24 protein-coding genes are annotated in these 24,883 nt (G+C 70.2%); 4 read left to right on the top strand and 20 right to left on the bottom strand.

From position 1 onward, the window contains the following. Positions 1-5 precede the first annotated feature (5 nt). From bchC to SJY11_RS08110, 3 genes are all read right to left on the bottom strand, one after another. Positions 6-938 (bottom strand): chlorophyll synthesis pathway protein BchC, encoded by a 933-nt coding sequence (gene bchC, locus SJY11_RS08120; protein WP_376986091.1) that lies wholly within the window; start codon positions 936-938, stop codon positions 6-8. A gap of 110 nt (positions 939-1,048) precedes the next feature. Further along, a complete protein-coding gene (locus SJY11_RS08115) occupies positions 1,049-2,182 on the bottom strand; it encodes a methyltransferase (protein ID WP_376986089.1) in 1,134 nt (377 codons plus the stop codon). Between the two features lie 35 nt (positions 2,183-2,217). Further along, positions 2,218-3,087, bottom strand: coding sequence for a polyprenyl synthetase family protein (locus SJY11_RS08110; RefSeq protein ID WP_069056302.1), 870 nt, complete (start codon positions 3,085-3,087; stop codon positions 2,218-2,220). 101 nt (positions 3,088-3,188) lie between these two features. Between SJY11_RS08110 and crtD the strand changes: the two genes are divergently transcribed. After that, entirely contained in the window at positions 3,189-4,727 is a 1,539-nt protein-coding gene (crtD, locus tag SJY11_RS08105; RefSeq protein ID WP_376986087.1) for a 1-hydroxycarotenoid 3,4-desaturase CrtD, read from the top strand. Next, the gene (locus SJY11_RS08100) at positions 4,724-5,590 is read left to right on the top strand and encodes a carotenoid 1,2-hydratase (RefSeq protein WP_376989278.1); all 867 of its coding nucleotides are present in this window, start codon (positions 4,724-4,726) and stop codon (positions 5,588-5,590) included. The genes crtD and SJY11_RS08100 overlap by 4 nt, the downstream gene beginning before the upstream one ends. On the opposite strand, the gene SJY11_RS08095 is transcribed toward SJY11_RS08100, so the two are convergent. The 8 genes from SJY11_RS08095 to dxs form a co-directional block, all read right to left on the bottom strand. Then, positions 5,568-5,744, bottom strand: a complete 177-nt coding sequence (locus tag SJY11_RS08095; protein ID WP_376986086.1) for a hypothetical protein — start codon at positions 5,742-5,744, stop codon at positions 5,568-5,570. The two genes, SJY11_RS08100 and SJY11_RS08095, sit on opposite strands and share 23 nt — an antisense overlap. Before the next feature lie 16 nt (positions 5,745-5,760). Beyond that, entirely contained in the window at positions 5,761-6,798 is a 1,038-nt protein-coding gene (locus SJY11_RS08090; RefSeq protein ID WP_376986085.1) for a phytoene/squalene synthase family protein, read from the bottom strand. A 19-nt stretch (positions 6,799-6,817) separates the two neighbouring features. Beyond that, positions 6,818-8,362 carry a phytoene desaturase gene (locus tag SJY11_RS08085; RefSeq protein WP_376986084.1) on the bottom strand — a complete coding sequence of 515 codons (1,545 nt, stop codon included), beginning with the start codon at positions 8,360-8,362 and terminating at the stop codon, positions 6,818-6,820. Further along, positions 8,356-9,246, bottom strand: a complete 891-nt coding sequence (gene bchO, locus SJY11_RS08080) for an alpha/beta fold hydrolase BchO (RefSeq protein WP_376986083.1) — start codon at positions 9,244-9,246, stop codon at positions 8,356-8,358. Before bchO ends, SJY11_RS08085 begins: the two co-directional genes overlap by 7 nt. Then, entirely contained in the window at positions 9,243-11,030 is a 1,788-nt protein-coding gene (locus SJY11_RS08075) for a magnesium chelatase subunit D (RefSeq protein ID WP_376986082.1), read from the bottom strand. The genes bchO and SJY11_RS08075 overlap by 4 nt, the downstream gene beginning before the upstream one ends. Then, on the bottom strand, positions 11,027-11,971 hold the full coding sequence (gene bchI / locus SJY11_RS08070) for a magnesium chelatase ATPase subunit I (protein ID WP_376989277.1): 945 nt from the start codon (positions 11,969-11,971) through the stop codon (positions 11,027-11,029). The genes SJY11_RS08075 and bchI overlap by 4 nt, the downstream gene beginning before the upstream one ends. A gap of 227 nt (positions 11,972-12,198) precedes the next feature. After that, positions 12,199-13,164, bottom strand: a complete 966-nt coding sequence (gene ispH / locus SJY11_RS08065) for a 4-hydroxy-3-methylbut-2-enyl diphosphate reductase (RefSeq protein ID WP_291829153.1) — start codon at positions 13,162-13,164, stop codon at positions 12,199-12,201. After that, entirely contained in the window at positions 13,161-15,119 is a 1,959-nt protein-coding gene (dxs, locus tag SJY11_RS08060) for a 1-deoxy-D-xylulose-5-phosphate synthase (protein WP_376986081.1), read from the bottom strand. Before dxs ends, ispH begins: the two co-directional genes overlap by 4 nt. Positions 15,120-15,386: 267 nt before the next feature. Between dxs and SJY11_RS08055 the strand changes: the two genes are divergently transcribed. Next, entirely contained in the window at positions 15,387-15,779 is a 393-nt protein-coding gene (locus SJY11_RS08055) for a c-type cytochrome (protein ID WP_376986080.1), read from the top strand. Positions 15,780-15,857: 78 nt separating this feature from the next. Here SJY11_RS08055 and SJY11_RS08050 read toward each other — a convergent pair whose 3' ends face one another. The 9 genes from SJY11_RS08050 to SJY11_RS08010 form a co-directional block, all read right to left on the bottom strand. Next, entirely contained in the window at positions 15,858-16,766 is a 909-nt protein-coding gene (locus SJY11_RS08050; protein WP_376986079.1) for a DUF6282 family protein, read from the bottom strand. 28 nt (positions 16,767-16,794) lie between these two features. After that, positions 16,795-17,532: an amino acid ABC transporter ATP-binding protein gene (locus SJY11_RS08045; protein WP_376986078.1), complete on the bottom strand. Its 738-nt coding sequence runs from the start codon at positions 17,530-17,532 to the stop codon at positions 16,795-16,797. Further along, complete coding sequence (locus SJY11_RS08040; protein ID WP_376986077.1) at positions 17,510-18,196, bottom strand: amino acid ABC transporter permease; 687 nt, start codon at positions 18,194-18,196, stop codon at positions 17,510-17,512. Before SJY11_RS08040 ends, SJY11_RS08045 begins: the two co-directional genes overlap by 23 nt. Before the next feature lie 34 nt (positions 18,197-18,230). Continuing rightward, on the bottom strand, positions 18,231-18,905 hold the full coding sequence (locus tag SJY11_RS08035) for an amino acid ABC transporter permease (protein ID WP_326905828.1): 675 nt from the start codon (positions 18,903-18,905) through the stop codon (positions 18,231-18,233). A 199-nt stretch (positions 18,906-19,104) separates the two neighbouring features. Next, a complete protein-coding gene (locus SJY11_RS08030) occupies positions 19,105-19,914 on the bottom strand; it encodes a transporter substrate-binding domain-containing protein (RefSeq protein WP_376986076.1) in 810 nt (269 codons plus the stop codon). 80 nt (positions 19,915-19,994) lie between these two features. Further along, on the bottom strand, positions 19,995-20,969 hold the full coding sequence (locus SJY11_RS08025; protein ID WP_376986074.1) for a dihydrodipicolinate synthase family protein: 975 nt from the start codon (positions 20,967-20,969) through the stop codon (positions 19,995-19,997). Continuing rightward, a complete protein-coding gene (locus SJY11_RS08020) occupies positions 20,962-22,131 on the bottom strand; it encodes an NAD(P)/FAD-dependent oxidoreductase (RefSeq protein ID WP_376986072.1) in 1,170 nt (389 codons plus the stop codon). Before SJY11_RS08020 ends, SJY11_RS08025 begins: the two co-directional genes overlap by 8 nt. Then, positions 22,128-23,555, bottom strand: coding sequence for an FAD-dependent oxidoreductase (locus SJY11_RS08015; RefSeq protein ID WP_376986070.1), 1,428 nt, complete (start codon positions 23,553-23,555; stop codon positions 22,128-22,130). The genes SJY11_RS08020 and SJY11_RS08015 overlap by 4 nt, the downstream gene beginning before the upstream one ends. A 1-nt stretch (position 23,556) precedes the next feature. Continuing rightward, positions 23,557-23,844, bottom strand: a complete 288-nt coding sequence (locus tag SJY11_RS08010; RefSeq protein ID WP_376986069.1) for a (2Fe-2S)-binding protein — start codon at positions 23,842-23,844, stop codon at positions 23,557-23,559. A 147-nt stretch (positions 23,845-23,991) separates the two neighbouring features. Here SJY11_RS08010 and SJY11_RS08005 point away from each other — a divergent pair, with 147 nt between their 5' ends. Beyond that, positions 23,992-24,804 carry a transporter substrate-binding domain-containing protein gene (locus SJY11_RS08005; RefSeq protein ID WP_376986068.1) on the top strand — a complete coding sequence of 271 codons (813 nt, stop codon included), beginning with the start codon at positions 23,992-23,994 and terminating at the stop codon, positions 24,802-24,804. Positions 24,805-24,883 lie beyond the last annotated feature (79 nt).

Here is a 24,883-nt window from a genome sequence, read left to right as displayed (position 1 = left end):
GATGTTCACGAGCAGGCACTCCAATCCAGGATCATCTTGAGGCAGGACGGATCGCTGAAAGCGGTGCGATAGGCGGCCGGCGCGTCATTCGCCGGGGCGCTGTGGGTGATCAGACCGTCCAGCGAGAGCCGTCCGTCGGCGATCAGCGCCATGACGATGTCGAGGTCGGCCTGGCGCCATTCGGCGGCGACGCGCAGACGCGCCTCGCGCATGAAGGCCGGCGGAAAGGCAAAGGAAATCGGCTGGTCGTAGAAGCCGGCGAGCACGATTTCGCCCTGCGGCGCCAGCCTCGCGATCAGCATGTCGAGGAGCGAGGCGTCGCCGCTGACGTCGCAGATCACGCGGTAGTCCTTGCGCGGATCGGCCTCGGCGGCGACGACCGCATAGCCCTGCGCCTGCGTCGCCCGCAGCGGGTTGCTTTCCCACACCACCGGCTGGCCGCCATGCGCGAGGACGAGCCGGGCGAGCAGACGCCCGAGCACGCCGTGGCCGATGATCAGTTCGGGAAGGGCGCCGCCGGCCAACGCATGCTGGGCCGTGGCCGCAAGCGCCAGCAGCACGCCGGACGGGCCGAGCGCCTCGGGGATCGGCACGGCCTTCGCCCCGGGCACGACGAGATGGGAAGAGGCGCCGCCAAACAGGCCGCGCGCCGCCTTGAAACCGCGGGAGCCGGGCACGAAGACGAGATCGCCGACGCTGCGCCCCGAGGCGTCGCCGGCCTGGATCACCCGGCCGACCGATTCGTAGCCCGGCACCAGCGGATAGCCCATGCCCGGAAAGGGCGGCATCCGGCCCGACCAGAGCAGGCGCTCGGTGCCGGTCGAAATCCCGCTCCACTGGGTGGCGACGACGACGTCCTCAGGGCCGGCGGCGACGAGCTCGAGCTGGCTCAGGACCAGATGCTCGGGCCTTTCGACGAGGACTGCCAGCGCATGCATCGGAGCACTTTCGAGGTCGGGGGAGGCGGCCGCTCTGGCCAGGCTCCGTCGCCTGAGTGTCAGGCTATCGGAACAAAGATATGTGTCAATCTTAAATTACACATCAGGTGTCATGCGACGCGGGCGGTCATGCCGCCGGTCAGCAGGGGCCGCCTTGTGCGCAGCGTCCGGATCTCGGTGAAGCCCGCCTCCTGGAGGAAAACCGTCAGTTCTGCGGGGCTGCGGGCGCGGCCGCTGCCCAGGGCCAGCAGGTAGAAAGCGAAATAGGCCTCAGCCATGCGCCGGGTTTCGGACGAACCCGCCATCGGCTCGGCGATCAGCAGCGTCCCACCCGGCGGCAGGCTGGCGCGAATCCGCGCCAGCAAGGCGCGCACCGCCGCGTCGTCGTGATCGTGCAGGACCCGCACCAGCGTCACCAGATCGGCGCCCTCGGGCAGCGAGTCGCGATGCATGTCGCCACCAAACGTGCTGGCGCGCGCGCCCAGCCCTTCCGCCTCGAAACGGGCCTGCGCCCGCGCCGCCACGGCCGGCAGGTCGAACAGCGTCAGCGCCGGCGCCTTCGCCTGGGCGGCCACGCGGATCAGGAAAGCGCCCTCTCCGCCACCGACATCGAGGATGCGGCGATGCTGCGCGAAATCGTAGGCTGCCAGGATGTCGTCGGCGACGAAATGCTGGGACTGCGCCATCAGGGCGCTATAGGCCGCCACCTCCGCGGGGGGCGCCGACGCCGGCTGGTCGGCGGTCGCATAGCCCCAGTAGCCCGACAGCGCGGTGGGCCGGCTCTCGCCCCGCAGCAGAGCGAGCGGATTGGCGAGATCGTCATAGAGCAGCCGGTGATGGGCGATCATGGCGCCGACACCGGGATTGCCGAGCAGCGCCGCGCCCAGCATGGCCAGCCCATAGCGTCCGCCGCTGCGACGCTCGACCAGGTCGAGCGCAGCCGCCGCTCCGAGCAGACGCTCGGTCGCGCTCTCGCTCATCGCGAGGCGCGGCGCCAGTTCGGCCACGCTGCGCGGCCCCGATTCGAGAATGCGGAACAGGTTGAGCTGGATACAGGCCTGCAGCACCTGCGCATAGACGAAGCCGGCGCAGAGATCGAACAGCGCCTGCGACTGGCGCTGCGCGATCGGCTTGGTGAGCGGAAAGGAGGCGGCGAAGCGCTGGAAGCGCGGGCTCGCCACCAGCCGGTTGCGCCATCCCGCCAGCCGGTCGGCCAGCGAGACCGGCCGGGCCGGTTCCACCACGGGGCCGGCGGCTGGGACCGAGGCCGGGCGCACGGTCAGGCCGCGCGGCGCTGCAGGCTCTCGGGCAGGAAGCTCTTGGCGGTGAGGCCGATCAGCGTTCCCAGATCCTGGCGGCCGGGGCAGGCCGGGATCGCGGCGATCGCCTCCAGCACGAGCGCGTCGAGATGCGCGATCGCCGGGCCGAGCCCATAGGCCGAGGCGTAGTTGGGGCGCAGATGCGCCGCATCCTGGCCGCAGGGCTTGCCGAGCTCCTGCGGCGTCGCAGCGACGTCGCGAATGTCGTCGGCGACCTGGAAGGCCTCGCCGAGCTTTTCCCCGAGCCAGCGCCAGTCCTGATGCGCGACGCCGGCCGCCGCGGCGCCCGCCATGGTCGCGCCGGCAAACAGCGCGCCCGTCTTGGCCTGATGGTAGAGCGCGCAGTCGATCGTCGCTTCCGATTCCCAGGCCTGCCCGGCGACGATGCCGCCGCGGCTGCCGACGGCGGCGCTGACGACCCGCACCAGGGTCGCCAGGCTCTGCGGCTGGCGGGCCGCGGCTTCGGCCAGCGTCTCGAAGGCGAGCACGATGAGCGCATCGCCGGCCAGCACCGCCAGCGGCTCGCCATAGGCCTTGTGGACCGAGGCTTTGCCGCGCCGCATCGCAGCGTCGTCGAAGCAGGGCAGATCGTCATGCACCAGCGAGGCGCAATGCAGGAACTCGATGGCGGCCGCCGCCGCATTCGCGATGCCGGGGTCCGGATCACCGCAGGCCCTCGCGACGGCCAGCGTCAGGCGTGGCCTGATCCGCGCCCCACCGGGGAACACCGCGTGGCGCATCGCCTGGGCGAGCAGCGGCGGACAGTTCTGCAGATGGGCGGCGGCGATGGCGGCGTCGAGGGTCTGTTCGATCCGTGTCCCGGTATCCATCACGATCCCCCTGTGAATGAACGTTCTTCCAAATTGACAGTTTATGTGTCAATAAGACTGGACAGTTGTGACCGTGAAGTCAACCCGCACGAGGCCGCCGCTTGGGCACCCCCCGCATCCTCGTCATCGGCGCCGGCATCGGTGGCCTGGTCTCCGCCCTCTTGCTGGCCGCGCGCGGCTGCGACGTCACCCTGGTCGAGAAGGCGGCCGCCCCCGGCGGCAAGATGCGCGAGGTCGCGGTCGGTGGCCGCAGGCTGGATGCCGGCCCGACCGTGATGACGATGCGCTGGGTCTTCGACCGCATCTTTGATGAGGTCGGCGAGGCGCTCAACCGCCATGTCACCTTGACGCCGGCCACGGTGCTGGCCCGACATGCCTGGAGCGAGACGGAGCGGCTCGATCTCTTCGCCGACCGGAGCGCCTCGGCGCAGGCCGTCGCCGCCTTCGCCGGGCCCGCCGAGGGCCGCAACTACCTCGCTTTTTGCGATCAGGCGCGCGGCATTCACGACGCGTTGAAAGACAGCTTCATGGCCCGCGAGCGACCGAGCATGCTCGGGCTGGTGCAGCACATGGGGCTGGGCGGCCTGCGCCAGCTCTGGGGCGCGAGCCCGTTCGGAACGCTGTGGGATGCGTTGGGCCAAGCGTTCCAGGATCAGCGCCTGCGCCAGCTCTTCGGGCGCTACGCCACCTATTGCGGCTCGTCGCCCTTCGCCGCGCCCGCGACGCTGATGCTGGTCGCCCATGTCGAGCAGGAGGGTGTCTGGCTGGTCGAGGGGGGCATGCACCGGCTCGCCCGAACCCTGTCCGACCTCGCCATGACGAAGGGCGCAAAGCTGCGTTACGGCGAAGCCGTCAGCGAGATCCTGATCGAGGGTGGTCGCGCGGCCGGCGTCCGCCTGGCCGGCGGCGAGACGCTGCGCGCCGACGCGGTCGTCAGCAATGCCGACGTCAACGCCATCGCCACCGGCCGCTTCGGCGAGGCCGCCGCCCGCTTCGCGACACCGACCAAGCCGGCCGAGCGCTCGCTGTCGGCGCTGACCTTTGCCGCGGTCGCGCAGACGAACGGCTTTCCGCTGCACCGGCACAACGTCTTCTTCTCGCGCGACTACGCGGCCGAGTTCGAGGCGATCTGCCGGCAGGGCCGCCTCCCCGAGGAGCCGACGATCTATGTCTGCGCGCAGGATCGCGACGAGGCGGGCGCCGCCCCGGCCGGGCCCGAGCGACTGCTCATCCTGGTCAACGCCCCGCCCTGCGGCGACCGCCCCGCCTTTCCGCCCGAGGAGATCGAGACATGCCTGCGCAGGAGCCTCGCCCGGATGGCGCATTGCGGATTGGAGATCGCGCTGCAGTGCGATGCGATGCTGACGACGCAGGCCAGCGACTGGGAGGCCCTGTTTCCGGCGACGGGCGGCGGCCTCTACGGCCGCTCGACCCATGGCGCGATGGCGAGCTTCAACCGGCCGGGCTCGCGCAGCCGGCTGCCGGGGCTCTACGGGACGGGGGGCAGCGTCCATCCGGGCCCGGGCGTGCCGATGGTGGCGCTCTCGGGGCTTTTGGCGGCGCAGAGCGTGGTCGCGGACCTCGCTTCGACGTCGCGGTCGCGCCCGGCGGCTATGTCTGGTGGTATGTCGACGCGCTGAGCGATGACGGCCGCTACGGGCTGAGCATCATCGCCTTCATCGGCAGCGTGTTCTCACCCTATTACGCCTGGGCACGGCGGCGCGGCATCGCCGACCCGCTCGACCATTGCGCCTTGAACGTCGGCCTCTACGGCCCCGGTGTACGGCGCTGGACGATGACCGAGCGCGGGCGGCGGCATGTCTCAGCCGCGACGGATCATTTCGCGATCGGCCCCAGCGCGCTGCAATGGGACGGACGAACCCTGACGATCGCGATCGACGAGGTCGGCACGCCCCTGCCGCGCCGGGTGCGCGGGACGGTTCGCGTCACGCCGCAGGCGATCACCGACCATGTCGTGACATTGAACCCCGAGGGCCATCATCGCTGGTGGCCGATCGCGCCGCTGGCCAGCGTCGAGGTCGCGCTGAGCGAGCCCGATCTGTGCTGGAGCGGCCCGGGCTATCTCGACATGAACCAGGGCGATGCGCCGCTCGCCGACGGCTTTCGCTCCTGGCACTGGTCGCGCGCGCCGACGCCCGACGGCGCGGCCGTGCTCTATGGCGGCACGCGCCGCGACGGCTCGACCTTCGATCTCGGCTGGCGCTTCGACGCCGACGGCCAGGCCAGCGCCATCCAGCCGGGCCCGACCGCCCCCCTGCCGAAAAGCGGCTGGCGCATCGCGCGCGAGACCCGCAGCGATCGCGGCCGGCCGGCCGCGCTGGTCGAGACGCTGGAGGACACGCCCTTCTATGCGCGCTCCGTGGTGCGGACCTCGCTCGGCGGCGAGAGCGTCACGGCCATGCATGAGAGCCTGTCGCTCGACCGCTTCGCCAGCCCGGTCGTCCAGGCGATGCTGCCCTTCAGGATGCCGCGGCGGAGTTAGGGTCGCGCGGCGGGCCCGCGGCGCTCTCGGCTGCGGCCTTGGCCGCATCCTTGGCCTTCTCGCGGCGCAGGTCCCAGAGCTGGTGGAAGCAGAAGCCGAAGCAAAGCCCGAACATCAACACCATCTCGACGACGATCAGCGTACTGGACGACATCGCGGCCTCCCGTCCCTCACGGACCCCTGACGGCGGAACGCTCGACCCGGCCGAGGCGCTCGAACATCTCGATCACCGCCGTGGTCCGTCCGATCGGATCCCACCATGGCACGGGCGCCGCCCGCAAGGGCGTGCGGGGTCCCTGCGACATCCTGGTCACAGCCGTGACCAGATAGGCCGTGGCCGGCAGGGCCGGCAGGCCGAGATGTCCGTCATCGCTGCTACCCCCCGCCAGCGCGCGGGCGAGGAGCCCGAGCTTGCGCCAGGCCGGCACCACGGCCCGCTGCGACACGCCGTCATGCCCGCGCCGCGCGACCTCCCGGCCGATCTCGGCATAGATCGAGCGCGCCGCGCGGATCCCCGACCGGCACGAGGCGGGGAGAGCCTCGATCCCGGCGTCGGCCCGGGCGTAGAGCCTGTCGGCCTCGGCCAGCAGCCGCGCCACGACGCCGCCCAGGGCCGGAGAGAAGCGCGGGTTGGCGAGAAACGCGTCGGGGTCGATGCCGGCCTCGCGCAGCCAGGACAGCGGCAGATAGACCCGCCCCATCGCCGCATCCGCCCCGACATCGCGGGCGATGTTGCTGAGCTGCATGGCCACGCCGAGATCGGCCGCCCGCGCCAGCACCTCCGGCGCGCGCCTCTCCATCAGCGTCGCCATCATCACGCCGACGGAACCCGCCACGCGCGCGCCATAGCCGCAAAGGTCGTCGAACGTTTCGTACCGCCGCCCCTGGGCATCCCAGGCCAGCCCCTCGATCAGCGCCAGCGTGACCTCCGGAGGCAGGCCGAAGCCGAGCACGGTCTCGGAAAAGGCGCGGTCGACCGGGTGCTCATGCGGCCGGCCGGCATGGGCGGCGATGACGCGCTGTTCCAGCAGCGCGATCGTCGCGGCATCGCCCGGCCCCTCGTCGATCGCATCGTCGGCGAGCCGGCAGAAGGCGTAGAGCGCAGTGGCCGCCCGGCGCGTCTCGCGCGGCAGCAGCAGCGCCGCGGCCCGAAAGGACTTGGAGCCGACGCGCAGGATCGCATCGCAGGCCGCCAGATCCGCCGACATCGGCGCAGGGGAACGCAGATCAGACCCGTTCTGTCGCATGAGGCACCACCATATCGAGAATTTTGGCCGAAGACAGGACGCCGGGCAGGCCGGCGCCGGGATGCGTGCCGGCGCCGACGAGATAGAGCCGGTCGAGCTCTTCGCTGAGATTGTGCGGCCGGAACCAGGCGCTTTGCAGCAGCCGCGGCTCCATCCCGAACGCCGCACCATGGGCGGAGAGCAGATCATCGCGGAAATCGGGCGGCGTCATCAGCCGGGAGGTGACGAGCGTCTCGCTCAGGCCCGGCAGCAACGTCGCCTCGAGCCGCTCCTGGATGCGAGCCCGGAACGGCTCGGCCTGCGTCGCCCAATCGGTGTCGCCCTGGAGGTTGGGCACCGGCACGAGCGCGTAGAACGCATCGCAGCCCTCCGGTGCGAGCCCGGGATCGGTCGCCGTCGGGCGGTGCAGGTAGAGGCTGAAATCCTCCGCCAGAACCTTGCGTTCGAAGATGTCGTCGATGAGCCCGCGGTAGCGCGGCCCGAACAGGATCGTGTGGTGCTCGATGTCGTCATAGCGACGGCGCGTGCCGAAATACCAGACCACGACACTCATCGAATAGCGCGCCCGCTGGAGCTTGGCGTCGCTCCAGCGCCGGCGCGGCTGCGCCTTCAGCAAGGTACCGTAGGTGTAGGTGGCGTCGGCATTGGAAACGACGATATCGGCGGCGATGACCTCGCCGTCCGAGAGCCTCACGCCGGTGGCCGCTCCCTTTGCCACGGTGATCTCCGCGACCTTCGCGCCGTAGCGCAGCGTCGCGCCCTGCCCTTCGAGCAGGCGCACGAGACCCTGCACCAGCGCGCCCGTGCCGCCATGGACGAAATGCACGCCGAACTTGCGCTCCAGATGGAGCACGAGGGCGTACATGGCCGTGGCTGAAAACGGATTGCCGCCGATGAACAGCGGGTGGAAGCTCAGCGCCGTCCGCAGCCGCTCGTCGCGGACATGGCGGGACGCGAAGCCATGGACACTGCGGTCGGCCCGCAGCCAGGCCATCGCCGGCATGGCCTTGAGCATGGCGGAAAGCGTGCTGAAGGGCACATGGGCGAGCTTTTCGAACGCGACCCGGTAGATCGCCTCGGCGTCCTTCAGGATGGTGCGGTAGCCGCTCAGATCGTCTGGCGCGAAAGCCGCGATCCGGGCCTGCATCGCCTCCTCGTCGCCACAGCAATCGAGGGTGGAGCCATCGTCGAAGACCAGGCGGTAGAACGGGTCGAGCGAGGTCAGCTTGACATCGTCCTCCATCCGCCGCCCGCACAGCGCCCAGAGCTCCTCGAACAGGAACGGCGCGGTGACGATCGTCGGCCCGGCATCGAAGGTGAAGCCGTCCTGCCGGAAGACGCGCGCCCGCCCGCCGGGCTGATCGAGCGCCTCCAGCACCGTGACGCGATAGCCCCGCGCGCCCAGCCGGATCGCGGCGGCGAGCCCGCCGAAGCCCGAGCCGATCACCACCGCATGCGGCCGGCGGTCGGGGGCCGGCGCGCGCGTCCCCGAACCCAGGCTCGGCGGGTGCAGTTCGGTCAGCATGCGATCACCTCCCTGTGGCGCAGCATCTCGGCCCCGATCAGAGCCGCGATGTCCGCCGGCTTCTCCTCATGGACGAGGTGGCCCGCGCCCGGCAGCGTCTCAATCCGCGCGTCCGGCAGGCGCCGCGCGACCTCGCGCGCATCGCCGGGCGGCACCGCCCGATCGCCCGCCCCGACCACCAACAGCACGGGCAGATCGAGCCTGCCGAAGCTCCGGCCCAGGGCCTCGAGATCCCAGTTCGCCATCATCCCGAGCGTCGAGGCGACGTGGACCCGGTTCGAGAACAGCCGCTGGTAGAGATCCTGCCCGCGCGCATCGAGCTGCGAGCCCATGCCTTCCAGGAGCTGGGTCACCGCCTCGGTGCTGCCCGCCCGCCAGGCGAAGAGGCGCGGCACCAGCGGGTTGAGCGCCAGCAGCCGGGCTACCGAGGGGAAGAGCTGCGAGGCCACGCCCTTGAAGGGCAGCAGCGCCCCGTTCAGGCTGATCAGGCAGGAGGGCGCGACCGCCCCGGTCAGCACCATCTGCATCGCGATGGCGGCGCCCGCGGAATGGCCGACGATCCCCTCCGGTTCGACCCCGAGCTTGCCGAGCAGCGCGGTGAGGCCGCGCGCCATCGCCGGCAGCGAGAGCCGGTCACGCTCGGGCGCCTCGGTGAAGCCGTGCCCCGGCAGATCCGGGGCGACGACATGGAAATCGCGTGCCAGCAGCGGCAGCAGGTCCCGCCAGGAATGGGTCGAGGCGCCCGTGCCGTGCAGGAGCAGCAGCGTCGGCCCCTGCCCCATCTCCTGCACATGCCAGGACAGGCCGCCCGCCTGGACGAAGCGGCTCGCTGCGCGATGCGGCCAGTCGCGCCCGTCCCGCGCCCAGGAGAGGGCGCCGGTCATCGGCCCGCCGCCAGGGCGAGGCCGACCGCCCGGCCGACGCCCGCCGCATCGGCCTGCGGCAGCGGCAGGTAGAGCCCGCCCATCGCCGCGGCGATGTCGGCCGCCTGCGGCTGGGGCTGCGGCGAGGTGTCGATCAGGATCGCGTTGAAGCCCTCGCCGCGCAGGCCCCGGGCAGCAGCCAGTGCGTCGGCTTGCGCCTGAGCCCGCCCCTGCCGCCCGGCGCGGTCGATATTGGCGCGGCCATCGGTCATGAAGACGAGCGCCGGCGTCCGGCCCTTGCGCCTGACGGCATCGGCCAGCGCGCAGGCGGCCTCGATCGCGGTCGCGAGCGGCGTCGCACCACCACCCGGCAGACCGGCCAGTGCCCGCTCGGCCGCGACCAGCGAACGCGTCGGCGACAGCACGATCTCGGCCTGGGCCTTGCGAAAGGCGATCAGCGCGACCTCGTCGCGCCGGACATAGCACTCCGCCAGCAGCAGCCTGACGGCGCCCTTCGCCTCGGCGAGCCGCTGCAGTGCCGAGGACCCCGAGGCGTCGACGATGAACAGCGTCGCGGTCTCGCTGCGCTGCTTGTAGCGCGCGATCCGGAAATCCTCGCGCCTGACGATCAGGCCGTTGCGGCCCGCCATCGCGGCTTCGCTGTGCCGCAGCCGCTGCCAGGGCGCCGCGGCGCGCAGCGTCTCAACCACATCGAGCCTGGCGCCGCCGCGCAGATCACCGGCCTTCGAGCCCACGACGCGGCCGCGCCGCGCCGCCTTCTGCAACTGCCCGGCCCGGCCGGCGGCGCGCGCCAGCGCCCGACCTCCCGCCGCCAGCAATTGCCCCAGCAGACCGGCGGGGATCGCGGCCTTCGCGGCGTCGAGAACCATCTCGTCGAGATCGCGCGGCGGGGCCGCCGCCTGCTCGTCGCTTTCGGAGGGCGGCGACTCCGGTTGCGGCTCCGATTCGGGCCCCGGCTCCTGGGCCTCGGCCTCCTCGCTCGGCGCCGGCAACTGTGTCGCGCGCGGCGCCAGCACGAGCGCGGCGGCGAGCGCCGCATCCTCGGGCGCGACCGCCTCGCGGCCCGACAGCGCGGCCACCAGCCGCGCCACCTTCACCGCCTGCAGCGCGGTGCGGGTCGAGCCGATGCCGAGCGCCAGCGCCGCCGTGCACAGGCAGGCGATCGTCTCGTCGTCGATCGTCGCGGCGACGCGGGCGCGCGCAGCGGCGATGCTCCCGGCGTCGAAGACGGGGGGCTCGATCTCGCGATGCGACAACGCGGTGAGGTCGAGCCGCAGCGCCAGCCGGTCGGTCAGGGCCGCGGCGGGGCGCTCATCGGCGGCGATGCCCTCGTCGAGGGCGACAACGGCAAAGCGGGTCGACACGGTCAGGGCGATGCCGTCGCGCTCAACCGTGACCGCGCCGGCATCGAGCACGGCGCAGAGCTTCGCCGCCGTCGCAGCCTCGACGCGCTCGGCCATGGCGACGATCAGGACGCCGCCATCGGCCTCCGCGAGCAGGCCGCGTTCCGCAACCGGGCGCCCCATCGCCAGCGTCGCGGTCAGATCGAGCCCGCCGAGCAGGCGCGCATCGCCGATGCCGGCCGGCATCCGCGAGCAGGGCGCCCCATAGCGCAAGGCCGCGAGGCGGGCGAGCCAGGCCTCCCGGACCGGCCCGGCCGGCGCACGCAGGGACACGCCGCCGATCGACGCACCATCCAGCGCCAGCAGCGCGGCCGCGATCTCGGCGAGCCGCCAGGGCGCCAGCACCGGAACCTCGGTCGCGCTGGCGCCGGGCGTGGTCATGGGCCGAAAACCTCGGCCAGCGCCCGCTCGACACGCACGGTCGAGCCGGCCTCGTCCAGCGGATTGCGGCGCAGCCGGTGGCGCAGCGCCATCGGCGCGACCGTCCGGATATGGCTGTCGAGGATCTCCTGCGCGCCTTCGAGCGCCGCGAGCGCGCGTGCTGCCCGCATCAGGGTCAGTTCGCCGCGCAGGCCGTCGGTGCCCAGATGCAGGCAGAGTTCCGCCACACGCGTCAGCGCGGCATCGGAGGTCTCGATCTGCGCCAGCCGCTTGCGCCCGGCGATCAGCCTCCGCCCGATCGCCTGGTCCGCCGCCTGCCATTGCGCGCAGAACCCCCGCGGGTCGCGGTCATAGGCGTCGCGGCGCTTCACCACCGCGATGCGAGTCGGCAGATCGACCGGTGTCGCGACCTCGACGGAGAGGCCGAACCGGTCGAGCAGCTGCGGACGCAGTTCGCCCTCTTCGGGATTGCCGCTGCCCACCAGCACGAAGCGCGCCGGATGGCGGATGCTCAGCCCCTCGCGCTCGACGACGTTCTCGCCGGAGGCGGCGACATCGAGCAGCACGTCGACGAGATGGTCCTCCAGCAGATTGGCCTCGTCGATATACAAGAACCCGCGGTTGGCCCGCGCGAGCAGGCCGGGCTGGAAGGCCTTCTCGCCGCTGGCCAGCGCCTTCTCCAGATCGAGCGCGCCGACGACGCGGTCCTCGGTCGCTCCCAGTGGCAGGTCGACCACCGGCACGGGGACGAGATGCGTCTTCTGGCCGCGAACCCCGGCGCGCGGCGCGGCCTGATAGGGGTCGCCGACGACCGCGCGCATCGGCGGCAGCAGGGCGGCCAGCGCCCGCACCGCCGTGGATTTGCCCGTGCCACGATCGCCGAAGATCAGCACGCCGCCGATGGTCGGGTCGATCGCCGCCAGCAGCAGGGCGCGCTTCATCTCCTCCTGGGCGACGATGGCGGAAAACGGAAACGGCGGCGCGCGCCCGTCGGCCGGCAGGGCCGAGGCACGCTTCGGCGCGCGCCGGGGCCGTTTGGCGATCGCGGCGGCCGACATCGCGAGGGAGGACCCGATCTCGCCGGACTCCGCCTCGCTTTCGCGGCGCAGACGCTGCCCGACGACATCCGCATGATCCAGGAGCCCGTCCATCGCCGTCTCTCCCCGTTTCAGGACGCCATCGCCTCGACCAGGCGCGGCGGCAGGCGGAACACCACCTCCTCGTCGACGCCCTCGAGCTCCCGCACCGTGACCGAGCGGAAGCCGCGCAGGCGATCGATCGCATCCTGGATCAGCCGCTCGGGCGCCGAGGCGCCGGCGGTGAAGCCGACCGTCTCGACCGCCTCGAACCAGGCCGGGTCGATCGCGTCTGGCCCCTCGATCAGATGGCTCGCGACGCCGGCGATCTCGCCGACCTCGCGCAACCGCGTCGTGTTGGAGGAGGAGCGCGAGCCGACGACGAGGATGAGGTCGCAATGCGGCGCCATCGCCTGCACCGCCGCCTGCCGGTTCTGGGTCGCGTAGCAGATGTTGCGGATGTCGGGGCCGACGATCGCCGGGAAGCGTGCGGTCAGCGCGACGATGACCTCGCGCGTATCCTGCACGCTCAGCGTCGTCTGGCTGATATAGGCCACTTTCTCTGGATCGGCGACGACCAGCCCGGCCACCTCGGCGGCCGTGGCGACGACATGGAGGCGCCCGTCGATCTGGCCGCGTGTGCCCTCGACCTCGGCATGGCCCTCATGGCCGATCAGCACGACGTCGTAGCCGAGCTGCGCGTAGCGCCGGCCCTGATTATGGACCTTCTGGACCAGAGGGCAGGTCGCGTCGATCACGTCGAGCCCGCGCGCCGCCGCCGCCGCCTCGACCCCGCGTGACACGCCATGGGCCGAGAAGATCGTCGTCGCACCCGCCGGAATCTGGTCGACCTCGCCGACGAAGACCGCCCCCTGCGCGCGCAGGCCCTCGACGACATGGGTGTTGTGGACGATCTCGTGGCGGACATAGACCGGCGCGCCCGCCTGCGCGATGGCGCGTTCGACGATCTCGACCGCCCGCACCACGCCGGCGCAGAAGCCACGCGGCTTGGCCAGAAGCACCGTCAGCGGGCGCTTGAAGGGCGTCACGGCATTCATGTCGAGGCCTCGTGCAGGGGAGCCGGCACCAGCCGCAAGGCCCCGGACCCCGCCACGGCGCTGCGCCGCGTGGCCGGTCGGCAGAGCCCTGCCGCCACCGCCACGATCGCATCCGCATCGAGCCCCGCCTGTGCATAGAGCCGCGCCTGGCTGTCCTGGTCCTGGAAGCGGTCCGGCAGCGTCAGCGTCTTGATCTTCAGCCCGGCCTCGAAGAGCCCGTCATCGGCCAGCGCATGCAGCACGAAGGAGCCGAAGCCGCCGACCGAGCCTTCTTCGACCGTGATCAGCGCCTCGTGATGCTGCGCCAGGCGCCGGATCAGCGCGCGGTCGAGCGGCTTGGCGAATCGGGCATCGGCGACCGTTGTCGACAGCCCCAGCGCGTCGAGCCGCTCCGCCGCCTCGAGGCATTCGCCCAGCCGCGTCCCGTAGGACAGGATGGCGATGCGCGTCCCTTCGCGCAGCACGCGCCCGCGGCCGATCTCCAGCGGCAAGCCGACATCCGGCAGCGAGACGCCGACGCCGTCACCGCGCGGATAACGCAGCGCGATCGGCCCCTCGTCGTGGGCGCAGGCCGTGGCGACCATATGCACGAGTTCGGCCTCGTCGGCCGCCGCCATCAGCACGAAGCCGGGCAGGCAGCCGAGATAGGCGGTGTCGAACGCCCCCGCATGGGTCGCGCCATCGGCGCCGACCAGCCCCGCCCGGTCGATCGCGAAGCGCACGGGCAGCTTCTGCAGGGCGACGTCGTGGACGATCTGGTCATAGGCGCGCTGCAGGAAGGTCGAGTAGATCGCGCAGACCGGCTTGAGGCCCTGGCAGGCGAGGCCGGCGGCGAAGGTCACCGCATGCTGCTCGGCGATGCCGACATCGAAGAAGCGGGAGGGATGGGCCTTGGCGAAGGCATCGAGCCCCGTGCCCGAGGGCATCGCGGCGGTGATCGCGACGATGCGCTCGTCGCGCGCCGCCTCGCGCAGCAGCGCCTGCGAGAACACCTTGGTGTAGGAGGGCGCGGCGGCCGTCGCCTTCTCCTGCTGCCCCGTCGCGACGTCGAAGCGGGCGACGGCATGGTACTTGTCCGCCGTCGCCTCGGCCGGGGCGTAGCCCTTGCCCTTCTGCGTCACGACATGAACCAGGATCGGCCCGTTCGGTGCGTCGCGGACATTGCGCAGCACCGGAATGAGATGGTCGAGATTGTGGCCGTCGATCGGACCGACATAGTAGAAGCCGAGCTGGTCGAAGAGCGTGCCGCCGGTGAGATAGCCGCGCGCATGCTCGACGGCGCGGGTGATCTTGGAATCGAGACCGCGCCCCAGCCGCCGCGTGAGCTGGCGGCCCTGGTCGCGCAGCGACAGATAGGTCTTGCCCGAGAGCAGCTTCGCCAGATGCGCCGACAGCGCCCCCACAGGCGGAGCGATCGACATGTCGTTGTCGTTCAGGATGACGATCAGCCGCTTGCCGAGCGCACCGGCATTGTTCATCGCCTCATAGGCCATGCCGGCCGACATCGCCCCGTCGCCGATCACGGCCACGACATGCCCGTCCTCGCCCTTGAGGTCGCGGGCGACGGCGAAGCCCAGCCCCGCCGAGATCGAGGTCGAGGTGTGGGCGGCGCCGAAGGGGTCGTACTCGCTTTCGTCGCGCTTGGTGAAGCCGGACAGTCCCCCGCCCTGCCGCAGCGTCCTGATGCGGTCCCGCCGGCCGGTGAGGATCTTGTGCGGATAGGCCTGGTGGCCGACATCCCAGATCAGCGTGTCGCGGGGGGTGTCGAAAAGGTGATGCAGCGCGACCGTGAGCTCGATCACCCCCAGCCCCGCCCCGAGATGGCCACCGGTGACGGCGACCGCATCGATCGTCTCGGCTCGCAGTTCGTCCGCCAGCTGCTTGAGCTGTTTGACCGAGAGACGGCGAAGATCGGCGGGAACGGTGACGTCGTCCAGAAGCGGGGTATCGGGCATTGAGGTCCCCTTCTCTCGCAGTCGCCAATATGTCAGCCTGGATTTACATATTGCTGTAAGGCTGACGATACACTACGAAGGAGTTGCACGACATGCAATCGCTTTGGTCGTGCTTTCTCACGATCGGCCGGCGACAGCCCGCAAGAGGCTCTGGACCTGAAAATTGCGAAAATGAAACCACCTGGGGGGGGGTGCGACGGTTACGGGCTTGCCCGCCATCCATCGTGCCCACATTATAACCGGAATAAGTCTGGAGAGGTTATCGCCATGAGACAGCTTGCCTACGCAGCCGCGGCCGCCGTCGTCGGCCTCCTGCCTGCCACGGCCCAGGCGCAGGACGCCGCTGCCGGAGAGAAGGTCTTCCTGCAATGCCGGACCTGCCACCAGGTCGGCGAAACCGCGAGGAACGCCGTCGGCCCCGTGCTGAACGGCATGTTCGACAACCGCAAGGCTGGAACCTGGCCCGGCTATACCTATTCGGCGGCCTACAAGTCGCTCGACAAGGTCTGGAGCGAAGAGAATTTCCGCGTCTACATCAAGGATCCGCGCGGCGTCACGCCGGGCACGAAGATGATCTATCCGGGCCTCAAGGACGATGCCCGGATCACCGATCTGATCGCCTATCTCAAGCAGTTCGGCCCGGACGGGAAGAAGAAGTAAGCGCGCGCCGCATCTCACGGAAGCTTGTCAGGCCCGCATTCGGCATCGGCCGGAAGCGGGCCTTTCTCATGGCGGACGTCAGGCCGCGAAGCTACCGATCCGGAACAGGTCGGCGGGGTTCGTGCTGCTCATGACCCGCAGCTCGGCTTCGCTGAATCCGTCCGTTTCCAGCAGCACGAGGAACTCGCGGAAGGCCTCAACCGGCGGCGGCAGCAGGTAGATGCCGGCGTCGCCCGAGACGATCGCTTTGTCGCCGGCCGCACGAATCTTAGGCGTCAAATCCTGCACGGTCTTGGACGGCGCGCGGTGCTTCTCCTGGTCGACATGGGTGAGGCCGACCTGCGTCGCATGGGTCAGGACGAAGAACGAGAACTCGCAATAGGCGCCCAGCGAAACCAGCGTCTCGATGGTCTTGATATCGTAGCCGCCGGCATGGGTGCGCACCCGCGCAGCCCCACGCTTCTTCGCCTCTTCCGCCAGCGCCACCGCCTCCCAGCCATCGACATGCCCGCAATCGAAAACGATGTCGCGCTCGGCACAGAGGTCGATGATCGCGGGCACCGGGTCGGGCACCTTGCCGCTCTCGTGGACCCCGAAAGCGGCCTCCAGATACAGCCCCGTGCGCCCCTCGCGCCGCGCCACCGCCTTGGTGTGATGCGTCGGCAGCGACAGGAAACGCGCGCCCGTGCCCGGCCCGTAGCCGTAGTCGACGGCATTGCGCGCCGCCTCATAGGTCACGCCGCCGGCGGTGGGCTGCATGATCAGCCCCCCGAAGATCTCAATGCCGAGATGGCCGAGCTCGGCGGCGGCGAGCGCGGCATAGCCTGACGAATTCATGAAATTGTCCATCAGTCCGATGGCGCGCATGCCCGCTGCAGCCGCCTGGCGCACCGATTCGAAGATGTTGGCGCTGCGCCCGTTGAGATGCGGGCAGGTGTGGACATGGCAATCCACCGCGCCCTTCAGGTAGTGCATGCCGTAGCTCATCGGGCTCTTCCTTCAGTGCCGCAGTTCTTCAGTGCCGCAGGATGCGGCGGACGAAATCGGAGCAGCGCTCGGTCTGCGGCGCATCGAAAATCTGCTGGGGCGGGCCGACCTCGACGACCTTGCCGTCGGCCATGAACACGACCTTGCTTGAGATCTCGCGGACGAAGCCCATCTCGTGGCTGACGATCAGCATGGTCATGCCTTCGGCGGCGAGCACGCGGATGGTGTCGAGCACCTCCGCGACGAGCTCGGGATCGAGCGCCGAGGTCACCTCGTCGAGCAGCAGGATCTCCGGCTTCAGTGCCAGCGCGCGGGCGATCGCGACGCGCTGCTGCTGGCCGCCGGAGAGCTCGTCCGGATAGGCCTCGATCCGGTGCGACAGCCCGACCTTCTCGAGCAGCGCGCGCGCCTCGCGCTCGACCTCGGCGGCGTCGCGCTTCTTCACGATCGTCGGCGCGATGGTGACATTGCGCAGCGCCGTCATGTTCTGGAACAGGTTGTATTGCTGGAACACGACCGCGAAGCGGTCGCGCACCTTCTTCAGCGCGGCTGCGCTGCCATAGTCGACCTGCGCGCCGGCGACATGGACAACCCCGGCATGGGGCTTCAGCAGCCCGGTCAGCACGCGCAGCAGCGTGCTCTTGCCCGAGCCGGAGGGGCCGATGATCGAGACGATCTCGCCGCGCTCCACCGACAGCGAAACATCCTGCAGGACCGGCGCCGTGCCGTAATTGGCGCTGAGCCTATCGATGACGAGATGGGGCAAGCCGGCGCTCCAGATGCGATGCGAACAGGTTCAGCGGATAGCAGAGGATGAAATACAGGATCAGGATCGTGCCGAAGCAGATCGCCGCCGAGAAACCCTTCTGGTTCAGGATCTTGGCGGCATAGGTCAGCTCGACCACGCCGATCTGCGAGGCGATCGAGGTGCTCTTCACCAGCCCGACCGAATAGGTCATCGAGGGCGGGATGATGATCGCCCAGGCCTGCGGCAGGATCACCCGGCGCAACGCGGTGAGCCCGCCCATGTTCATGGTCTCGGCCGCGTCCCACTGGTTCCTGTGCACGGCTTCCAGCCCCGCGCGGATGTTCTCGGCCGAGAAAGCCGAGGCCGAGAGCGCGACCGTGGTGGCGGCGACCGCGAACATGCTGGCGTCGAAGCCGGCGAGTTGGAAGGCGAAGAACACCACCATCAGCTTCACCAGGAAGGGGATGCGCCGGAAGATCTCGACATAGATCGTGGCGAACCAGCGCAGCGGCGCGAAGCCGACGATCCGCTCGTTGCGGAGAACCGCCAGCACGAAGCCGACGAGGAAGCCCAGTCCGCAGCCGACCAGCGAGAGGAGCGCCGTATAGGCGAAAGCCTGCCCCAGGAAGATCAGGTTGTAATAGCCGAAGAAGCGCGGCGCCTCCTCGATCAGCGAGGCCATCGGCAGCCCTCCGTCGTCGGACGATGCCGTTCCATCAGAAGACCTTGCCCTTGATGCGGAAGAAATAGCGCCCGACGGCGTAGAGCGCCCCGCTCGCGACCAGGGTCAGCGCGATGTAGTAGAGCGCCGCGATCGAGAAGATCTCGAAGGAGCGGAAGGTCTGGGCGTTGATGTTGTAGGTCCGCCCGGTCAGCTCCTCGACGCCAAAGATCGCCGCGATCGAGGTCGTCATCGTCAGGATGATGTACTGGTTCGACAGGGGCGGAAACAGCACCTTGCCGATATGCGGCAGCACCACGTAGCGGATGATCTGGATGCGCGAGAAGCCCAGCGTCTCCGCCGCCTCGATCTCCGCCTTGCGGATCGACCGGAACCCTGCCCGCTGGATCTCGGTGAGATAGGCGCCGGCATTGATCGCCATGCCCAGCAGCACGGCCTGGTAGGAGCCGAGCACGATGCCCCAGTCTGGCAACGCAAAATACAGAAAGAAGATCTGCACCAGGAGCGGCGTGTTGAGGAAGAACACGACATAGGCCTTCACCAGCCAGCGCAGCGGCCGCGGCCCGTATTCGAGCACCGAGGCGCAGACGAGCCCGATCGCCCAGCCGATCACGAAGGCGATCGCCGCCAGTTGCAGCGCCAGCCAGGCGCCGCCGGCGAGATAGCCGAGATAGGGCGTCACCTGCCCGTATTGGAGGGTGTAGGCCATCAGCAGGGCGCCGCCTTGTCCCCTTCCCCCCGCTTGCGGTGGGGAAGGGTTAGGGATGGGGGGGCGTGCAGGAAGAGTCTCGATGGTCGAGCCAAGCGGCACTGCCCCCCACCCCAGCCCTTCCCACCGCAAGCGGGGGGAGGGAGTGGCGTCGCGCCGATCACGGCGAAGCCGTCACACTGGGCTCCCGTACACGGCATCAGAAATACGGCGTGACGGGCACCTTGGTGTCCATCGGCTTGAGGAACCACTTCTCCCAGATCGCCTCGACCGTGCCGGCGGTGTGCAGCTCGTAGAGCGCGATGTTGAGCCAGTCGCGTAAGCCGTGATTGCCCTTGGCGACGCCGAAGCTCGAATAGGTGACGCCGTATTCCGGCGCCGGGATCACCTTCCACTTGATCGCCGGGAAGATCTTGAGCCGGTAGGCGACCGCGTCGATCCCGTCGAAGGAGGCATCGCCTCGTCCCTGCGCCAGCGCCCGGTCGCGATCGTTGTAGTTGTCCAGCAGGACGAGCTTGGCCTTGGGCAGGTTCTTCTGGATGAAGGGGATCGCGGTCGTCCCGCGCACCTGGATCAGCGTCACGCTCTCGCTGTTGAGGTCGGCGAGTTTCGTGAACGGCTTCGCGTCGGTGGTGACGATCCCGTAATTCTCCGAATGGATCGGCGCGGTGAAGTCGATCACCTTGGCGCGCTCGGAGGTACGACTCATCGCGCCCATGACGAGATCGACCTTGTCGGCCACGACGAAGGGGATGCGGTCGGGCGAACCGACCTGCACGAGCGTCAGCTTCACGCCCAGCTTGGCGGCCACCGCCTTCGCCAACTCCGGCTCGAAACCGTCGATCTCGTTCTTCTCGTTGAACAGGGCGCGCGGCGGCAGGGTCGGGTTGACCCCGACACGCAGCTCTCCCGCCCTCAGGATGTCATCGAGGGAGCGGGCCGAGGCCGGCGCGGTCGCGCCCAGTCCAAGGCAGGCAGCGAGCAGGCAGGCGAAGCGCGACATCGTCATTCAAGCCTCCTCAGAGAAGCGCCGCAGCGCGATCATTGTATACGTTTAGCATGCAATGAGGCCACCGCCCGGCGCGATTGTCAACGCGGGGCGCCGGCTTTTTCGACATGAGCGAGCGCAGCCTCCAGCCGGCGGTATTCCTCCGGCGGCAGCGGCGCGAAAGGCGGACGCACGGCATCGCAGGCGAGCCGCCCGAGGATCTTGAGGCAGGCCTTGAGGCGGGTGGTGGCACGCCCGCCCGGCGCCTCGCGATAGACCGCGCAGGCGAGCGGATAAATCGCATCGTGCCAGTGCCGGGCCGCGTCCCAGTCGCCGGCCTGCGCCGCCCGCCAGAGCGCGACCAGCGGCGCCGGCGTCACCGCCGCGAGGCTGACCTGGCTGCCCTCGGAGCCGATCAGATAGCTCGTCAGCAGATGCTCGTCGCCCGACCCCAGCACCGCGAGATCGGGCCGCAATCCCTTGGCGAGCCGGCGGTTGGCGTCATAGGTCGCGACCTCCCAGCTGCCCTCCTTGATGCCGCAGACCCGCGGCAGCGCCACCAGCCCCGCCAGCGTCGCGGGGTCATAGGGCATGGACCCTGCCCCCACCGGCGCCTGATAGAGCAGGAAGGGCAGGCCGCAGCCCGCCATCGCATGCCGGTGATGCAGCAGCGCCGAATCACGATCGCGAAACAGCCCCCAGGCATTGGGCGGAAACAGCAGGATGGCGTCGGCGCCGGCCTCCTCGGCGTCACCAGCATGCAGCGCCGCATCGAGGCTCGATTCCGCGTTGACGCCACTGGTCAGGAAGACGCCGGGCCCCAGCACCTCCCGGCAGATCGCGACGACGCGGCGCTTCTCCTCGCGCGTCAGCAGGAAGTTCTCGCCGGCATGGCCGTTGATCAGCAGCCCCTCGATGCCATCATGCCCCGCGACCGCGGCGACATGGTCGGCGAGCGCCTGCTCGTCCATCCGGAACGCTGGCGTCATCGGGCAGATCGTCGCCGCATGGATGCCGGTCAGGCGCGCGATGGCCGCCGTGACAAGGGCATCGGGTGCGAGGGCGGGATCAGACATGCTGTGGCTGTTCATCGGTGGCTCGGCCTGCATCGGCGGATGGATTGGGCGAGGCGGCCGGCGACGCCAGCAGCCGATCGATCGGGAAGAGTGGATCGGTGGGCGCCTGCTCGAGGATGCGCTGGGCGAGCAGCCGGGCGATGTAGGGGCCGCTGGTGTAGCCGGAGTGGACGCTGCCGCAGACATAGGCGTCGGGGATGCCCGGGATCGGCCCGGCCGCCGGCAGCGCATCGGCCGTCTCAGCCTCGAGCCCGGCCCAGGCGCGCGCCAGCCTGGCATTCCGCAGCGCGGGAATGGCATGGCAGGCGAGGCGCATATTGCCGATCAGGCTCTCGGGCACGAGCTCGACGCCGCCGCGCTCCCGGTCGCCCCGGCCCTGCCAGCCGCCGCCGATCACCACCGTGCCATGCGGGTACTGCTTGAGCGACAGAAGTCCGCTGGCGATGCCGACGACCGTGCGCATCACCGGCGCCACGCGCTCGGTCACCGCGAGCTGGTTGACCAGCACCTTGATGGGCAAGGCGATGCCGAGCCAGGCTGCCATCTCCTCGAGCCAGACCCCGCCGGCCAGCACGAGCCGCTTGGCCCGGACGAAACCGGCCGCGGTCTGCACGGCGAAGCCACCCTCCTCGCGCTCGACACCCGACACGGGCGTCTCCTCGCGCAGATCGACTCCGGCCTCGATCAGTGCGGCGCGATAGGCCTGCCCCGTCAGATAGGCATTGGCGTAGCCATCGACCTTGCAATGCCCGGCGAGCAGGACGCCTTCGCCCAGCCCCGGCTCGACCGCACGCGCGGCCGCTTCCGAGATCAGCTCGATCGGCGCGCCCGCCTCGCGCCGCTTGCCGGCGCGGAAGCTGAGCAGCTCGGCCTCGCGCGGCGTGAAGGCGAGCGAGAGCCCGTCGCAGACGACGACGCCGACATCATGACCGAGCCACTCCCGCGCCGAGGCCCACATCGCATGGGCCTTCAGCGCATAGGGGATCAGCGCCACCCGCGTCATCTGCATGGTCAGCGTGCCCGCATTCACGCCGGACGCCTCGCGGCACAGCGCCCCGCGCTCGAACAGCACGGTCTTCATGCCGGCCCGCGCACAGAACAGCGCCACCGTCGCGCCATGAATGCCGCCGCCGACGATGGCGAGATCGTAGGGCGCGCTCATAGCGGGGCCGGCGTCGGCACGGGGATGTCGGCATAGTCGAACTGGCCGAGCAGATCGGCCAGCGGCACCGGCCGCAGCGGCGGCCGCCCGGTCCAGTAGCCCGCCGCCTCGCGCGAGCCGACATGGCGGGCGAGCAGCGTCGCCGCCGTCTCGCCGCACATCCGGCCCTGGCAGGGGCCCATGCCGCAGCGGGTGAAATGTTTGAGCTGGTTGATCTCGCGCGCGCCGGCCATGATCGCGACCTCGATCTCGCCGCGGCGGACATCCTCGCAGCGGCAGATCACCGTCTCAGGCGCGATCGCCTCGACCATCGCCGGCCGCGCCCGCATCAGCCGGTTGATCGCCCCGGCGAAGACCAGCGCCTTGTCGAGCGCAGCACGCGCCTCCCCTGCTTCGCGGGCGAAGACATCATCCGGCAGCCGCCCCGCATCCTGCGCCGCGGCCAGCCCCGCGAGACGCCCCGACAGCCGCGCCGGTTCGGCACCCGCCACCGCTGCCCCGTCTCCGACGGCGTAGAGCCCGGCGACCGAGCAGCGCCCGAACGCGTCCCGCAGCGGCGTCCAGCCGCCCGCCTCCGGCGCGAAGCGGTGCTCCGCCCGCAGCAGCTTCGGGATCTCGCTGCCCGGCACCAGCCCATGGCCGATGGCGAGCGCATCCGCTTCGAACACGCGCGAGCGGCCGCCCGTCAGCCGCCCCTCCGCATCGACAGGCGCGACCGTCACCGCCTCGCAGGTCTCTCCGCCCGCGACGGCCGTGACGGCATGGCGAAACAGCACCGCCACGCGCGCCGCACCCAGCTTCAGCGCCCAGCCGACCCCCTGTCGCAGCAGATCCGGCCGGCTCGCCATCGCCGGCAGCGCCTTGAGCCAGTCAGCCGGCCCCGCCAGATCGACCACCGCCGCGACCGAGCCGCCACCGGCGACGATCTTGGCCGCGACCGCCGCGAGCAGCGGGCCGCAACCCGCCACCACCGTGCGCCGGCCCGGCACCATGCCCTGCGATTTCAGAAGGATTGTCGCCGCCGCGAGCCCGATCACGCCCGGCGTCGTCCAGCCCGGAAAGGGCACCAGCCGCTCATGCGCGCCGGTGGCGGCGACGAGACGCGGCGCGGTGAAACTCTCGCTACCCGCCGCCGTCACCGCATCGACGCGAAACGCGCCCGAGATCGACCAGACCCGCGCCCCACCCGTCCAGAGGACGCTGGAGGCCGCAACCGCCGCGCGCAACGCATCGCCGGCCGCATCGTCGGCGCCCCGCGCTGCCGCTGCGACGGAGAGGGGAGGCGGCGGCGCGCGGTAGACCTGACCGCCGGGCGCGTAGGCCTCGTCCAGCAGCACGACCTGAAGGCCGGCCTCGCTCGCGGCCAGCGCGGCTGCGGCGCCGGCCGGCCCGGCGCCCACGACGATGAGATCGGCTGGCGTCATCCTAGAGCGAGCCCTTGAGTTCGACGACGAGCCCGTCCTCGACGTGAACCTGGCAGGACTGGCGCAACACGCCGTCGACCTGCACCACGCATTCCTGGCAGACGCCCATGAAGCAATAGGCACCGCGCGGCGCGCCCTCGCGCGGGCTGTGCCGCAGCCGCGTGATACCGGCCGCCAGCAGCGCCGCCGCCAGGGTCTCGCCGCGATGGGCCATGACGCTGCGCCCCCCGACCGCCAGCGTCACGGCGTCACCCCGCCGGAAGGCGTCCTTCATCCGCAGAGCCGTCATCCGTCCGCTCGATTCCCCGTCCGCCGCAGCTTTACAAGAGCGACGCAGTGTATACAGTCCGTCGACAATCGGTGCAACATGCGCGGCCGTCAAGAGCCGGACATGGCCGCAGCCGAGGCGTTCAACCGACCAGTCTGAGGGGACTCCATGTTCAAGAAAATCGCACTCGGCCTCGCCGCGCTCCTGAGCGTCGCCAGTGCCGCCCTGCCCACCGCTGCGAGCGCCCGTTCGCTCGACGAGATCCTGAAGTCCGGCACGCTCAAGGTCGGCGTCAACCCGACGCTGCCGCCGCTGGCCAAGTTCGACGAGAAGAACCAGATCGTCGGCTTCGACGTCGATTTCGCTACCGAGATCGCCAAGATGCTGGGCGTGAAGCTGGAGATCGTGCAGACCGGCTCACCCGACCGCATCCCCTTCGTCGCCTCGGGCAAGATCGATCTCGTCATGGGCGCGATGACCCGCAATCCCGAGCGCGCCAAGGTCATCGACTTCACCGTGCCGGTTCACACCGAGGTCTTCGGCGTGCTGACGACCGAGGCCAAGCCCTACAAGGACTGGAAGGAACTCGACAGCCCGAGCGTTACCCTGATCCAGGTACGCGGCACCACGCCGGTCAAGTTCATCGAGGACAATCTCAAGCAGGCCAAGGTCACGCTGCTCGACAACTATCCCGATGCGGTGCGCGCGCTGGCGCAGGGCCGCGGCGACGCGATGATCGACGTGATCGACTTCGTCGGCGAACAGATGAACCGCTTCAAGGACGTCAAGTGGAAGGTCGTTGAGACGCCGGTCGACGTCTACTACTGCAGCTTCGGCCTCGCCAAGAATTCCACCGGCCTGAAGGACTGGCTCAACGTCGCCATCTTCGAGATGCACCGCCGCGGCAAGACCGACGCGCTCTGGGTCAAGTGGTTCGGCATCAAGATGCTCAACCCGACCGGCTTCACGCCGTATTTCTGAGGGCTTCCTCAACAAAACACGCCGTCATCCCGGACAAGCCGCGTCAGCGGCGCTGCTCCGGGATCCATCGTAGAGTGCA

The sequence above is a fragment of the Allobosea sp. R86505 genome, assembly GCF_042466375.1.
GTDB lineage: Bacteria > Pseudomonadota > Alphaproteobacteria > Rhizobiales > Beijerinckiaceae > Allobosea.
This window is presented reverse-complemented; position numbering and strand designations above follow the sequence as displayed.